This is a genomic window from Stenotrophomonas sp. CS3K5 (assembly GCF_059515225.1).
The window spans coordinates 274206-287330 of sequence record NZ_JCAKRX010000003.1 but is presented as its reverse complement, the minus strand read 5'-3'; the positions used below and the strand labels follow the sequence as shown (position 1 = coordinate 287330).

The 13125-nt window shown below is 66.8% G+C and carries 14 protein-coding genes; 10 read left to right on the top strand and 4 right to left on the bottom strand.

The genetic code is table 11. From position 1 onward, the window contains the following. Window positions 1-16: 16 nt before the first annotated feature. The 7 genes from sdhA to AC5YGJ_RS06310 all read left to right on the top strand — a co-directional run bounded on the left by sdhA (window position 17) and on the right by AC5YGJ_RS06310 (window position 6023). Window positions 17-1807 (top strand): succinate dehydrogenase flavoprotein subunit, encoded by a 1791-nt coding sequence (sdhA, locus tag AC5YGJ_RS06340; protein ID WP_249844341.1) that lies wholly within the window; start codon window positions 17-19, stop codon window positions 1805-1807. Between the two features lie 66 nt (window positions 1808-1873). After that, on the top strand, window positions 1874-2659 hold the full coding sequence (locus tag AC5YGJ_RS06335; RefSeq protein WP_005409079.1) for a succinate dehydrogenase iron-sulfur subunit: 786 nt from the start codon (window positions 1874-1876) through the stop codon (window positions 2657-2659). A 97-nt stretch (window positions 2660-2756) separates the two neighbouring features. Further along, window positions 2757-3005: an FAD assembly factor SdhE gene (locus AC5YGJ_RS06330; protein WP_249844340.1), complete on the top strand. Its 249-nt coding sequence runs from the start codon at window positions 2757-2759 to the stop codon at window positions 3003-3005. Next, window positions 2956-3405 (top strand): hypothetical protein, encoded by a 450-nt coding sequence (locus AC5YGJ_RS06325; protein WP_496186089.1) that lies wholly within the window; start codon window positions 2956-2958, stop codon window positions 3403-3405. The genes AC5YGJ_RS06330 and AC5YGJ_RS06325 overlap by 50 nt, the downstream gene beginning before the upstream one ends. Before the next feature lie 23 nt (window positions 3406-3428). Further along, a complete protein-coding gene (locus AC5YGJ_RS06320) occupies window positions 3429-4670 on the top strand; it encodes a lipoprotein-releasing ABC transporter permease subunit (RefSeq protein ID WP_496186088.1) in 1242 nt (413 codons plus the stop codon). Continuing rightward, entirely contained in the window at window positions 4663-5376 is a 714-nt protein-coding gene (gene lolD, locus AC5YGJ_RS06315) for a lipoprotein-releasing ABC transporter ATP-binding protein LolD (RefSeq protein ID WP_249844337.1), read from the top strand. The genes AC5YGJ_RS06320 and lolD overlap by 8 nt, the downstream gene beginning before the upstream one ends. A 188-nt stretch (window positions 5377-5564) precedes the next feature. Continuing rightward, window positions 5565-6023, top strand: coding sequence for a DUF6491 family protein (locus tag AC5YGJ_RS06310; RefSeq protein WP_249844336.1), 459 nt, complete (start codon window positions 5565-5567; stop codon window positions 6021-6023). Between the two features lie 73 nt (window positions 6024-6096). On the opposite strand, the gene AC5YGJ_RS06305 is transcribed toward AC5YGJ_RS06310, so the two are convergent. From AC5YGJ_RS06305 to ftsY, 3 genes are all read right to left on the bottom strand, one after another. Continuing rightward, window positions 6097-6366: an oxidative damage protection protein gene (locus AC5YGJ_RS06305; RefSeq protein ID WP_249844335.1), complete on the bottom strand. Its 270-nt coding sequence runs from the start codon at window positions 6364-6366 to the stop codon at window positions 6097-6099. A 5-nt stretch (window positions 6367-6371) separates the two neighbouring features. Further along, window positions 6372-7496 carry an A/G-specific adenine glycosylase gene (mutY, locus tag AC5YGJ_RS06300; RefSeq protein ID WP_496186087.1) on the bottom strand — a complete coding sequence of 375 codons (1125 nt, stop codon included), beginning with the start codon at window positions 7494-7496 and terminating at the stop codon, window positions 6372-6374. A 92-nt stretch (window positions 7497-7588) separates the two neighbouring features. After that, complete coding sequence (ftsY, locus tag AC5YGJ_RS06295) at window positions 7589-8887, bottom strand: signal recognition particle-docking protein FtsY (protein WP_496186086.1); 1299 nt, start codon at window positions 8885-8887, stop codon at window positions 7589-7591. Between the two features lie 129 nt (window positions 8888-9016). On the opposite strand from ftsY, the gene AC5YGJ_RS06290 reads away from it, so the two are divergent. Then, window positions 9017-9316: a hypothetical protein gene (locus tag AC5YGJ_RS06290; RefSeq protein ID WP_496186085.1), complete on the top strand. Its 300-nt coding sequence runs from the start codon at window positions 9017-9019 to the stop codon at window positions 9314-9316. A gap of 111 nt (window positions 9317-9427) precedes the next feature. On the opposite strand, the gene htpG is transcribed toward AC5YGJ_RS06290, so the two are convergent. Continuing rightward, window positions 9428-11317, bottom strand: a complete 1890-nt coding sequence (gene htpG, locus AC5YGJ_RS06285) for a molecular chaperone HtpG (RefSeq protein WP_496186084.1) — start codon at window positions 11315-11317, stop codon at window positions 9428-9430. A gap of 638 nt (window positions 11318-11955) precedes the next feature. Between htpG and rsmD the strand changes: the two genes are divergently transcribed. Continuing rightward, window positions 11956-12534, top strand: a complete 579-nt coding sequence (gene rsmD, locus AC5YGJ_RS06280; protein ID WP_496186083.1) for a 16S rRNA (guanine(966)-N(2))-methyltransferase RsmD — start codon at window positions 11956-11958, stop codon at window positions 12532-12534. A 26-nt stretch (window positions 12535-12560) separates the two neighbouring features. Further along, window positions 12561-13070: a pantetheine-phosphate adenylyltransferase gene (gene coaD / locus AC5YGJ_RS06275; RefSeq protein ID WP_107232765.1), complete on the top strand. Its 510-nt coding sequence runs from the start codon at window positions 12561-12563 to the stop codon at window positions 13068-13070. Window positions 13071-13125: the final 55 nt, after the last annotated feature.

Here is a 13125-nt window from a genome sequence, read left to right as displayed (position 1 = left end):
CAGGAATCCAGACTAGATGTCCGCTTACAAGATTACCGAACACAAGTACGACATGGTCGTGGTCGGCGCCGGCGGCGCCGGCCTGCGCGCCACGTTCGGCCTGGCCGCCAAGGGCCTGCAGACGGTGTGCCTGACCAAGGTCTTCCCGACCCGTTCGCATACCGTTGCCGCCCAGGGCGGTATCTCGGCCGCACTCGCCAACATGGGCGAGGACGACTGGCGCTACCACTTCTTCGACACCATCAAGGGGTCGGACTGGCTGGGCGACCAGGACGCCATTGAATACATGTGCCGTGAGGCCATCCCGGCCATCATCGAGCTTGAACACTACGGTGTGCCGTTCTCGCGCACCGCCGAAGGCAAGATCTACCAGCGTCCGTTCGGTGGCATGACCACCAAGTACGGCGAGGGCCCGGCGGCGCAGCGTACCTGCGCGGCGGCCGACCGTACCGGCCACGCGATGCTGCACACCCTGTACCAGCAGTCGCTGAAGCACGATGCGCGCTTCATGATCGAGTACTTCGCCCTCGACCTGATCTTCGACGACGAAGGCGCCTGCCGCGGCGTGCTGGCCCTGGACATGTCCGATGGCACGCTGCACCTGTTCCGCGCCCAGGGCGTGGTGCTGGCCACCGGCGGCTACGGCCGTGCCTACTTCAGCGCCACCTCGGCGCACACCTGCACCGGCGACGGTGGCGGCCTGGCCATGCGTGCCGGCATCGCCATGCAGGACATGGAGTTCGTGCAGTTCCACCCGACCGGCATCTATGGTGCCGGCTGCCTGATCACCGAGGGTGTCCGCGGTGAAGGCGGCATCCTGCGCAACAGCAGCGGCGAGCGCTTCATGGAGCGCTACGCACCGCACTACAAGGACCTGGCCTCGCGCGACGTGGTCAGCCGTTCGATGACCATCGAGATCCGCGAAGGCCGCGGCGTCGGCGAGCACAAGGACCACATCCTGCTCGACCTGACCCACCTCGGCCCGGGCGTGATCGACGACAAGCTGCCGGGCATCGCCGAGAGCGCGCGCATCTTCGCCGGCGTCGACGTGCACAAGCAGCCGATCCCGGTCATTCCGACCGTGCACTACAACATGGGCGGCATCCCGACCAACTACCACGGTGAAGTGGTGCGCAAGGTCGGCGACAACCCCGATGCGGTCGTGCCGGGCCTGTACGCCATCGGCGAAGCGGCCTGCGTGTCCGTGCACGGCGCCAACCGCCTGGGCTCGAACTCGCTGCTGGACCTGGTGGTGTTCGGTCGTGCGGTGGCCAACCGCTGCGCCGAGACCATCAAGCCGGGCGCATCGCACAAGCCGCTGCCGGCCGATGCCTGCGACAAGGCGTTGGGCCTGCTGGACAAGCTGCGCCACGCCAACGGCGATACCCCGACCTCGGTCATCCGCGATCGCATGCAGCGCACCATGCAGGCCGACGCGGCGGTCTTCCGCACCAGCCAGACGCTGAAGGAAGGCTGCGAGAAGATGGACAAGATCTTCGACTCGTTCCAGGACGTGAAGGTCTCCGACCGTTCGCTGGTCTGGAACTCGGACCTGATCGAGACCTACGAGCTGAACAACCTGCTGCTCAACGCGGTGGCGACGATCAACTCGGCCGAACAGCGCAAGGAAAGCCGCGGCGCGCATGCGCACGAGGACTATCCGGACCGCGACGACGTCAACTGGCAGAAGCACACCCTGGTCAGCGTCGACGAGAAGGGCAAGTGCAGCTTCGACTACCGTCCGGTGCACATGTACACGTTGACCGACGACGTGTCCGTGGTGCCGCCGAAGCCGCGCGTGTACTGATCCGACCCCGCCTACCATGCAATCCGCGCCCACGGGCGCGGGCCGCCTGAGCCAACGAGAGCAGCCATGGCCGAGTTTTCACTCCCCAAGAATTCCAAGATCACGAAGGGCAAGCACTTCCCCGTCAAGAACGGCGGCAAGAACGTGCGCACCTTCAAGATCTACCGCTGGAGTCCGGACGACGACAGCAACCCGCGTACCGACACCTATGAAGTTGATCTGGACGCCTGTGGCCCGATGGTCCTGGACGCCCTGATCAAGATCAAGAACGAGATCGACCCGACCCTGACCTTCCGCCGCTCCTGCCGCGAAGGTATCTGTGGTTCGTGCGCGATGAACATCGACGGCACCAACACCCTGGCCTGCACCCGAGCCATCTCGGACTGCGGCAAGAAGGAAGTGCCGATCTACCCGCTGCCGCACATGAACGTGGTCAAGGATCTGGTTCCGGACCTGACCCACTTCTACGCGCAGTACGCCTCGATCAAGCCGTGGATCCGCACCCAGACCCCGGCACCGCCGGATCGCGAGCGCCTGCAGTCGCCGGAAGACCGCAAGAAGCTGGACGGTCTGTACGAGTGCATCCTGTGCGCCTGCTGCTCGACCAGCTGCCCGAGCTACTGGTGGAACGGCGAGCGTTACCTGGGCCCGGCGATCCTGCTGCAGGCCTACCGCTGGATCATCGACTCGCGCGATGAGGACACCGGTGCGCGCCTGGATGATCTGGAAGATCCGTTCAAGCTGTACCGCTGCCACACCATCATGAACTGCGCCCGGACCTGCCCGAAGGGCCTGAACCCGGCGTTGGCGATCGCCGAGATCAAGAAGCTGATGATGGAACGCCGCGCCTGATAAGGTCCGGCTGTACCTGGTAGAGCCGCGCCATGCGTGGCTGCACCTCCCAGCAGAGCCACGCCATGCGTGGCTTTGCTGTATCTGGAGAAACACGATGGAAGAAGACGTTCTGCTGAAGAAACTGCGCTGGCGCTGCCGCCGCGGCATGCGCGAACTGGACCAGCTGTTCGGGCGCTACCTGGATAAGGAATGGAGCACTGCGCCGACCGAAGAGCGCGAGGTTTTCCTGTTCCTGCTCGATTGCGAGGACGATAAGTTGTGGCGCTGGTTCATGGGCTATGAGGCCTGCCCGCATGCGCACGCCATCCCCCTCATGCAGAAGATCCTCGCCCTCAAGCCTTGAGTGGCGCCCTTCGCGGCTGCAGGCTGTGGCCCAGCTGTCGGTGTTGCTGGCCACACCTTGGCTGCTGCATGAGTCGGATCTACCGCCGCGGCTGCTGATGCCCGCCGTGCTGCTGGCCTGGGCAATCGGCCTGGCCGAACTGGCCTGGCGCCTGCGCCGACCGCGTGCACGGGTTCTTCTGCCGGCGCTGCCCGATCCGCTGCAGGTGGCGGGGCAGGACATCGATGCCCCCCGCCTGGTGGTGCGCGGCCCCTGGTTGCTGTTGCTGTGGCGTGAGGACCGGCGGCGGCGTCGCCTGTTGTTCTGGCCTGATGTGCTCGATTCCGGGCAGCGACGTGAACTGCGACTGGCCGTGGCCGCACGCAGCGTTTCCCGTCGGCCCCGGTCAATGGCACCATAAGCTGAATTGACCGGCGTGCCTGCATGTTCAAACCCATACCCGTGGCCATCGGCCTGCGCTACCTGCGCGCCAAGCGCCGCAACGGCTTCATCTCCTTCATCTCGATGGCATCGATCCTGGGCATCGCGCTCGGCGTCACGGTGCTTATCACCACCCTGGCAGTGATGAGCGGTTTCCAGAAGGAAATCCGCAGCCGTCTGCTGCAGATGACCGCCCACACCACCATCAGCCGTGACGGCGAGCCCATGCCGGACTGGATGCGCGTGGTCGACATTGCCGGCAAGGACCCGCGCGTGGCCGGTGCCGCTCCGTACATCGAGATCCAGTCGATGATCAGCGGCCCGCGCGTGCAGGGTGCGATCATCCAGGGCATCGATCCGGCGCTGGAGCCGAAGGTCTCGGTGATCGACAAGAAGGTCACCAAGGGCAGTTATGACAGCCTCAAGCCGGGCAGCTTCAACCTGCTGCTGGGCAAGGAACTGGCGATCTGGCTCGGCGTGGACGTCGGTGATCAGGTGCTGGTGACCTTCGCCGAAGTGCAGGGCACGCCTGCCGGAGCGGTGCCGCGAATGAAACGCTTCACCGTCAGCGGCATCTTCGAGGCCGGCTACAACGAGGTCGATCGTGGCGTCGGCTTTGCCAACATGCAGGACCTGGAGCGCGTGCTGCGCAGCGACGGTGCCACCGGCGTGCGCCTGAAGCTGCACGACATGGACCGCTCGCTGGAAGTGGGCGTGGACCTGGCGCAGAGCCTCGGCGGTGCTTACCGGGTCAGTGACTGGACCCAGCAGAACGCCAACCTCTACCACTCGCTGCGCATGGAAAAGGTGGTGATGGGCATCCTGCTGTCGCTGATCATCGCCATGGGCGCCTTCAACCTGGTGTCCTCGCAGGTGATGCTGGTGACTGACAAGCAGGCCGACATCGCCATCCTGCGCACCCTCGGCCTGACCCCGGGCGGGGTGATGCAGGTGTTCATGGTGCAGGGCTCGCTGATCGGCATCTTCGGCACGCTGGCCGGCCTGATCGGTGGCATCACCCTGACCCTCAACCTGGAGCGCATTCTCGGGGCCATCGAGGCCGTGTTCAACGTCAAGCTGATGCCGGAGGACGTGTACTACATCACCGGCCTGCCGACCGACATGCAGACCGGCGACGTGGTGGCGATCACCGTGGTCGCGCTGCTGATGAGCTTCCTGGCCACCCTGTATCCCGCCTGGCGGGCAGCACGCACCCAGCCGGCGGAGGCCCTGCGTTATGAATAAGGTCTTCAATCGCGGCGATGAAGTGATCCGCGCCGAAGCACTGGGCAAGACCTATGCCGAAGGGCGCATGCAGACCCCGGTGTTCGATGGCCTGGACCTGACCGTGACCGCGGGCGAAACCGTGGCGATCATTGGTGCCTCTGGTGCCGGCAAGAGCACGCTGCTGCACCTGCTGGGCGGGTTGGATATTCCGACCGCTGGCGAGGTCTACGTGACCGGCCAGCGCATGTCGGCGCTGTCGGACACCGCGCGCGGCCTGCTGCGCAACCAGGCCCTCGGCTTCGTCTACCAGTTCCATCACCTGCTGCCGGAGTTCACCGCGCTGGAAAACGTGATGATGCCGGTGCTGCTGGCCGGAACCGCCGTGGCCGAAGCGAGCAGCCGGGCCACGGCGCTGCTGGAAGCGGTCGGACTCGGCCATCGCCTGGATCACAAGCCGGGCGAGCTGTCCGGTGGCGAGCGCCAGCGTGCCGCCGTGGCGCGCGCGCTGGTCAACCATCCGGCCTGTGTGCTCGGCGACGAGCCGACCGGCAACCTGGATGACCGCACCGCCGGCACCGTGTTCGACCTGATGCTGGAACTCAATCGCGCCCGCCACACCAGCCTGGTGCTGGTGACCCACGACCGCAGCCTGGCACGTCGCCTGGACCGGGTGCTGGAACTGCGCGAAGGGCGCCTGCACGCGCTGGCCCACGCCGACGTCTAAGGGCAGGGCCCGCTCTGGTGGAGGCTGACCTTGGTCGGCTGATCTTGCAGGACAAGCGCCAACCAAGGTTGGCGTCTACCGTGGTCCGGCCAAGAGCCGCCGACCAGCGGCTGAATGGGGCCGCCGGCCGTCGCGCCGGCGTTGCCCGGTCGGGCGCATGATGGCGACAGTTCCCCGAGGAGATCGCCATGAAGACCCCGCTTCTGCTGGCAGGCCTCTGCCTGGCCCTGGCCGCCTGCGCGACCACCGGCCGCCTCAGCAGCGCCGAAAAGCTCGACCTGTACCGCGCCCATGCTGGCGCACCGCAGAACGACATGCAGTTCTTCGGCAGCCTCAATGGCTGGACCGAGCTGGGTGACAGTGCGCTGGCAGTGTGGACCCGCCCCAGCGAGGCCTACCTTCTGGAATTGAGTGGCCCGTGCCCGGACCTGTCCTACGCCACCGCCATCGGCCTGACCAGCAGCATGGGGCGGGTCTCGTCACGCTTCGACAAGGTGCTGGTGCGCGACCCGACCGGCGGCCCGCGCATGCCGTGCTTCATCAACAGCATCCGCAAGCTGGACGTGAAGGCACTGCGCACCTCCGAACAGGAGCTGCGCCAGGCGCAGGTGCAGGAGCGCGAGGCGGAGACCACCCCAGCCAATTGATCAAAAAGGGGACGGAGGGGATTAAGTCGTTTGTGCCACTAACGACTTAATCCCCTCCGTCCCCTTTTTGCCGTCAGGCTTCCGGAGTGAAGCCGGCGGGCTTTTCGGCGTCCTTTTCGAACAGGAACTTGACCAGTTCGCCTTCAAGGAACGCGCGGTGCTGGGGCGTGCGCGGCGACAGCCGGTTCTCGTTGATCAGCATGGTCTGATGCGCCAGCCATGCCGCCCAGGCCTGCTTGCCGATGTTGTTGAAGATGCGCTGGCCCAGCTCGCCCGGATAGGGCACGAAATCCAGGCCCTCGACATCGCGTTGTTCGTACTGGCAGAAGACGGTTCGGGACATGGCGTTCACTCGTGGTTGCGGGATTTCTTGGACGTTCTTTTCGGCGCCTTGACGCTGGCGCCATCGAGCAGCTTTCGGATCGGCGCCGGCAGGCCCAGCGCCGGCAGCTCGTCGGCGGCGACCCAGCGCAGCGTGGGTTCTTCCACGCGCAGGCCGTGCACCTGCCGCGACAATACCTGCAGGTGCAGCTTGTAGTGGCTGAAGGTGTGCTGCAGCACCGGCAGCTCTTCGGCGTCTTCCAGCGATCCGTCGACATGCGTGTCGAACCAGTCCTGCAGATCGCTGCCGGCCTCGGCCTGCGGCAGCGTCCACAGCTGCGCCCAGATGCCGGTGTCCGGACGCTTCTGCAGCAGCACGCGCTGCCGGGTGTCGCGCAGCAGCAGGGCCACCGCTTCGCGTTCGGGCAGGGTCTTGCCCGGCTTGGGCGTGGGCAGATCGGCGGTGCGGCCTTCGCGGCGTGCCACGCAGTCGTCCTGCAGCGGGCAGATCACGCAGGCCGGCCTGGCGCGGCTGCACACCGTCGCGCCCAGGTCCATCTGCGCCTGGGTGTAATCGGCCATGCGCCCGGCCGGTACGTGCGTCGCGTGCGCCTCGGCGAGAGCCCACAGCTGCTTCTCGATGGTCGGCAGGCCGGGGAAGCCGTCAATGCCGTGGTAGCGGCTGAGCACGCGCTTGACGTTGCCGTCGAGGATCGCGAACGGGTCGTTCCAGGCCTGGCTGAGGATCGCCCCGGCAGTGCTGCGGCCGATGCCGGGCAGGGCATGCAGCGCGTCGAAATCACGCGGCAGATCGCCGCCATGCAGCTCCACGCAGCGCTGGGCCGCCGCGTGCAGATTGCGCGCTCGGGCGTAGTAGCCAAGCCCGGCCCACTGCGCCATCACCGCATCATTGCTGGCGGCGGCGAGGTCGGGCAGGGTCGGGAAGTGCTGCAGGAACCGCTGGAAATACGGGATGACCGTGGCCACCTGGGTCTGCTGCAGCATGATCTCCGACAGCCAGACCCGGTAGGGGCTGCGCGGGTGCTGCCAGGGCAGGTCGTGGCGGCCGTGGCCGTCGAACCAGTGCAGCAGGTGGGCGACGAAGCCGTCGGTCTGCGGGGTTCCGGCGCTGGCGTGCGGCTGGCGGGGCATCTCGTGTTCCAGAGAGGCAGCCACCGGTGGGTTCACCCTGGTAGAGCCACTCCATGGGTGGCTGCACCAGAGTGCGGTGGCTGCACGGTGTATCAGCCGCCCAGTGCTTCAGGCAGCAGGGCGTCGACGAAGGCTTCCGGATCGAACACGCGCAGGTCTTCCGGACGCTCGCCGATACCGGCGAAACGGATCGGAATGCCGAACTCGCGGGCCAGTGCGAACACCACGCCGCCCTTGGCGGTGCCGTCCAGCTTGGTCACCACCAGGCCGGTCACGTTCACCGCGGCATTGAACTGGCGCAGCTGCGACAGCGCGTTCTGGCCGGTGGTGCCGTCGATCACCATCAGCACCTCGTGCGGCGCGGTGGGGTCGATCTTGCCGAGTACACGGCGGATCTTGCCCAGCTCGTTCATCAGGCCGGACTGGGTGTGCAGGCGGCCGGCGGTGTCGGCAATCAGCACCGAGGTGCCACGGGCCTTGCCGGCCTGCAGCGCGTCGAATGCCACCGAGGCGGCATCGGCGTTCTGGCCCTGGGCGACCACGGCCACGCCGTTGCGCTCGCCCCAGGCCTGCAGCTGGGCTACGGCAGCGGCACGGAAGGTATCGCCGGCGGCCAGCATCAGGCTGTGGCCGTCATCCTTGAAGCGCTTGGCCAGCTTGCCGATGGTGGTGGTCTTGCCGACGCCGTTGACGCCGACGGTGAGCACCACGAACGGCTTGGCATTGCGGTCGATCAGCAGCGGCTTGGCCACCGGCTGCAGGATCGCGATCAATTCGGCGCGCAGTGCGGCCAGCAGCGCGTTGGCATCGGCGAACTCGCGCGACTTCATGCGCTTGCGCAGCCCTTCCACCAGATCGGTGGTGGCGCCAACGCCGACGTCGGCGGTGATCAATGCGGTTTCCAGCTCGTCCAGCAGATCGTCGTCGAGCTTGGGATTGCGCGAAAACAGGCCGCCGAAGCTGCGGGCGATGACGCTGTTGCGCAGGCGTTCGCGCCAGCCGGGCTTGCCGGCGGCGGCGGGCGGGGCGTCCACCAGGGTCGGCAGGTCGGTGGCAGGGGCGACCGGCTCCTCGGCCGGAACGACCGGGGCCAGCGGAGCCAGCACAGCGGCCGCGGCGAGCGCTTCGGCCTGCACGTCTTCGGCCGCGATGACCGGCGGCGCAGCCGGCACGGCGGGCGCTTCGGCGACGGGCGCCTGTACGGGGGCCGGTGCAGGCGCAGGTGCAGGTGCAGGTGCTACGGCTTCGGCCACCGATGCGGCGGGCGCGTCCTTGGCGGGCACGGCCGACGGGAACGCCGCCGCCAGCTCTTCAGCCGAGTAGTGCTGGGTCTTGGCTGCCTCCGTGGCGGGGGCATCCTGGGGCTTCTTGCGGCGGAAAAAACTGAGCATTGGCAAAAGGCGCTGAAATCAGGGGGATATGCTACCACTCGGGGCTGTCTGGCCGATGTGGACTCAAGGTCGCGGCCCTTTGGCCGTTAACCGGTCCGGAGGGCTGCGTCGTGCAGCCCGGAGGCCGCCATGAACAACGTGATGGGAACTGCACTGAGCGGGATGCGCGCGGCCCAGCAGGGCGTGCAGGTGGCTGCACACAACGTTGCCAACCTGGCGACCCCCGAAGCCGAGCGCTTGCAGCTGCAGCGCAGTGCGGTGGCTCAGGGCGGGGTGGAGACGGCGGTGGGCACCACCGGCCCCGATCCGGGCGCGCCACTGGGTGATCTGCTGGCGGCCAAGGCCGAAGTCGTGACCTTCGCCGCCAATGCCACGGTGATCCGCCGCCAGGACCAGCTGCTGGGGTCGCTGCTGGATCGGGAAGCCTGAACTGACGGGTTCTGGTAGGTGTCAACCTTGGTTGACACGCCTCTATTGCGCCAACCAAGGTTGGCATCTACCAAGGTGGCGCCGGGCCATGCCCGGCGACCACCGTCTCGTTCAGGCCGACAGCTCCAGCAACAGCTTGTTCAGGCGCGCCACATAGGCACCCGGGTCCTTCAGGCTGTCACCGGCGGCCAGCGCGGCCTGGTCGAACAGCACCCGGCCCAGGTCATCAAAGCGCGCGCCATCGGCCTCGGCATCCAGTTTGGCGATCAGCGGATGGCCCGGGTTGATCTCCAGTACCGGCTTGCTGTCGGGCACCTTCTGCCCGCTGGCTTCCAGGATCTGGCGCATCTGCAGGCCCAGGTCCTGCTCGCCGATGGCCAGCACCGCCGGTGAATCGGTCAGGCGGTGCGACACGCGCACTTCGGCCACGTCGTCGCCCAGCACCGTCTTCAGGCGCTCGACCAGGCCCTGCTTGTCCTTCGCCGCCGCTTCCTGCTCCTGCTTGTCGGCCTCGCTTTCCAGCGCACCCAGGTCGAGGTCGCCACGGGCGATGTCGACGAAGCCCTTGCCGTCGAAATCGGTCAGGTAGCCCATCAGCCACTCGTCGATGCGATCGGTCAGCAGCAGCACTTCCACGCCCTTCTTGCGGAACACTTCCAGGTGCGGGCTGTTGCGCACCTGGCTGTAGCTTTCGCCGGTCAGGTAATAGATCTTGTCCTGGCCTTCGGCCATGCGCGCGAGGTAATCGGCCAGCGACACGCTCTGCGCATCGCCGTCGCCGCGGGTGGAGGCGAAGCGCAGCAGGCCGGCCACCTTCTCGCGGTTGTTGTAGTCCTCGGCCGGGCCTTCCTTCAGTACCTGGCCGAATTCCTTCCAGAACGTGGCGTACTGCTCGGGCTTGTCGGCGGCCAGCTTGTCCAGCATGTCCAGCGAGCGCTTGGTCAGCGCCGCCTTCATCGAATCGATGACCGGGCCGGACTGCAGGATTTCGCGGGACACGTTCAGCGACAGGTCGTTGGAATCGACCACGCCCTTGATGAAACGCAGGTACAGCGGGAGGAACTGCTCGGCCTGGTCCATCACGAACACGCGCTGCACGTACAGCTTCAGGCCTTTGGGCGCGTCGCGGTGGTACAGGTCGAACGGCGCGCGGCCCGGCACATACAGCAGCGAGGTGTATTCCAGCTTGCCTTCGACCTTGTTGTGGCTCCACGCCAGCGGATCGCTGTGATCGTGGGCCACGTGCTTGTAGAACTCGGTGTACTCGGCGTCGCTGATCTCGGTGCGCGGGCGGGTCCACAGCGCGCTGGCGCGATTGACGGTCTCCCACTCGACGGCAGCGCCTTCTTTGCCTTCCTTCGGCATCTGGATCGGCAGGCCGATGTGGTCGGAGTACTTCTTGAGGATGCTGCGCAGGCGCCAGCCATCGGCGAAGTCATGCTCGCCGTCCTTCAGGTGCAGCACGATGCGGGTGCCGCGCTCGGCCTTGTCGACGGTGGCCACTTCGAAGTCACCTTCGCCGCGCGAGGTCCAGCGCACGCCTTCGCCCGCAGCCAGGCCGGCGCGGCGCGAGGTCACTTCCACTTGGTCGGCAACGATGAAGGCGCTGTAGAAGCCGACGCCGAACTGGCCGATCAGCTGCGAATCCTTCTTCTGGTCGCCGGACAACTGGCGCAGGAAATCGCCGGTGCCGGACTTGGCAATCGTGCCGAGGTGGGCGATGGCTTCGGCGCGGCTCATGCCGATGCCGTTGTCTTCGATGGTGATGGTGTGGGCGGCGGGGTCGAAGCTGACGCGCACGCGCAGCTCGCTGTCGCATTCCAGCAGGGCCGGCTGGGTCAGGGCCTCGAAGCGCAGCTTGTCAGCGGCGTCGGCGGCATTGGAGACCAGCTCGCGCAGGAAGATCTCCTTGTTGGAGTACAGCGAGTGGATCATCAGCTGCAGCAGCTGCTTGACTTCGGTCTGGAAGCCAAGGGTTTCGGTCTTGGTGGTCTCGGTCATCGATAAGGCTCCATGTGCAATGCCGCGCCAGCGCGTGCGGCCTCGCCAAGGGGTAGGGGTGATTGTCCCGAAATCAAGGGGTCGGTTGGCAGGGCTTGCAGCCCTGCACCCGCCGAATCAACGTCAAGGTCAAAAGCGAGCTTTCCGTGGGAGGGAGGGGCGGTGTCGGACTGCGGGGACGCCGCAAGTACGTCCCTGTAGGCTTGGCCGCGGCATCCATGCCGCGGACACCCCGCACCCCGACACCGCCCCACCTCTGACAGTTGGTCGGCGGCCAGTAGATCCACGCCATGTGTGGATGAAATCTCTCAGATCTCGAAATCCAAATCAGGGTCAGATCCGTTTTCCTACGGAAAACGGATCTGACTCCAAGAGCCGTTCCGACAGATCGCAGGAAACTGTCGAAGGCGGGGTGGGTCCGGTTGCGGGGGCGTGAGCGCCATGGATGGCGCGACCGAGCCTCCATGGACGGATTCACGGCGTCCCCCGCAACCGGACCCACCCCGCCAACCCACAGGGATCAAGCTTTTGAAGTTGCTTCGGCTGTTGCTTCGGCTTCTGCGGGTTCCGGGCGCCGCCCGGACGACTACAATCCCCTCCATGCTGAAATTCTCGAATACCTCCCGCCGGAGGCGCCGATGAGTGGCCGTGGCGGCAATGAGGGCCAGGTCCGCATCATCGGCGGGCGCTGGCGCAACACCCGCCTGCCGGTGCCGACCCTGCCAGGCCTGCGGCCCAGCAGCGACCGCGTGCGCGAGACCCTGTTCAACTGGCTGATGCCCAAGCTGGGTGGGGCGCGCGTGCTGGATCTGTTCGCCGGCAGCGGCGCGCTGGGCCTGGAAGCGGTCTCGCGCGGCGCCAGCCATGCCACCCTGGTCGAGCGCGATGCACAGCTGGGCCGCAATGTGTCTGCTGCCGTGGCCAAGCTGCAGGCGGCCGACCAGGTGGCCGTGGTCCAGGCCGATGCCCTGCGCTGGCTGCAGAGCGCGCCGGCGCAGCAGGCCGATCTGGTGTTCATCGACCCCCCGTTCGCCGATGGCCTGTGGCAGAACGTGCTGGCCCAGCTGCCACGGCACCTGGCCGCCGATGCCTGGCTGTACCTGGAATCGCCGGCCGGCCACGTGCCGGTACTGCCGCCGGACTGGCTGCTGCACCGCGAGGGCGGCACCCGCGAGGTGCGCTTTGCCCTGTACCGCCGCGCCACTGCTACACTTTGACCTCATCTGAACATCTGCAACCGCCCATGACCGTGGCCAACCGCCGCATCGCCGTCTACCCCGGCACGTTCGATCCGATCACCAATGGTCATATCGACCTGGTCAGCCGGGCCGCACCGCTGTTTGAAAAGGTCGTGGTCGGCGTGGCGCAGAGCCCGTCCAAGGGGCCGGCCCTGCCGCTGGAGCAGCGCGTGCAGCTGGCTCGCGGTGCGCTGGGGCACCACAGCAACGTCGAGGTCATCGGCTTCGATACGCTGCTGGCTCATTTCGTACGTTCGGTCCAGGGCGGGGTGTTGCTGCGCGGCCTGCGCGCGGTGTCCGACTTCGAGTACGAGTTCCAGATGGCGAGCATGAACCGCCACCTGATCCCCGAGGTCGAGACCCTGTTCCTGACCCCGGCCGAACAGCACAGCTTCATTTCGTCCTCGCTGGTCCGCGAGATCGCGCGCCTGGGCGGCGACGTGTCCGGCTTCGTGCCGGCCGCGGTGCTCGAAGCCCTGCGCAAGGTCCGCGAAGCGAAGGCGGCACAGCAGTAAGTCCGCAGTACCTGCACCCCATTACGTACAACACCACGCACCATTCCGGGAGGAA

Excerpts from the sequence above, each read along its gene's own strand:
- AC5YGJ_RS06325 (WP_496186089.1), top strand. The coding sequence starts at position 2,956 with ATGCGCACGCCATCCCCCTCATGCAGAAGATCCTCGCCCTCAAGCCTT.
- AC5YGJ_RS06290 (WP_496186085.1), top strand. The coding sequence starts at position 9,017 with ATGAACAACGTGATGGGAACTGCACTGAGCGGGATGCGCGCGGCCCAG.
- sdhA (WP_249844341.1), top strand. The coding sequence starts at position 17 with ATGTCCGCTTACAAGATTACCGAACACAAGTACGACATGGTCGTGGTC.
- AC5YGJ_RS06335 (WP_005409079.1), top strand. The coding sequence starts at position 1,874 with ATGGCCGAGTTTTCACTCCCCAAGAATTCCAAGATCACGAAGGGCAAG.
- coaD (WP_107232765.1), top strand. The coding sequence starts at position 12,561 with ATGACCGTGGCCAACCGCCGCATCGCCGTCTACCCCGGCACGTTCGAT.
- AC5YGJ_RS06320 (WP_496186088.1), top strand. The coding sequence starts at position 3,429 with ATGTTCAAACCCATACCCGTGGCCATCGGCCTGCGCTACCTGCGCGCC.
- lolD (WP_249844337.1), top strand. The coding sequence starts at position 4,663 with ATGAATAAGGTCTTCAATCGCGGCGATGAAGTGATCCGCGCCGAAGCA.
- ftsY (WP_496186086.1), bottom strand. The coding sequence starts at position 8,887 with ATGCTCAGTTTTTTCCGCCGCAAGAAGCCCCAGGATGCCCCCGCCACG.
- htpG (WP_496186084.1), bottom strand. The coding sequence starts at position 11,317 with ATGACCGAGACCACCAAGACCGAAACCCTTGGCTTCCAGACCGAAGTC.
- mutY (WP_496186087.1), bottom strand. The coding sequence starts at position 7,496 with ATGCCCCGCCAGCCGCACGCCAGCGCCGGAACCCCGCAGACCGACGGC.
- rsmD (WP_496186083.1), top strand. The coding sequence starts at position 11,956 with ATGAGTGGCCGTGGCGGCAATGAGGGCCAGGTCCGCATCATCGGCGGG.
- AC5YGJ_RS06330 (WP_249844340.1), top strand. The coding sequence starts at position 2,757 with ATGGAAGAAGACGTTCTGCTGAAGAAACTGCGCTGGCGCTGCCGCCGC.
- AC5YGJ_RS06305 (WP_249844335.1), bottom strand. The coding sequence starts at position 6,366 with ATGTCCCGAACCGTCTTCTGCCAGTACGAACAACGCGATGTCGAGGGC.
- AC5YGJ_RS06310 (WP_249844336.1), top strand. The coding sequence starts at position 5,565 with ATGAAGACCCCGCTTCTGCTGGCAGGCCTCTGCCTGGCCCTGGCCGCC.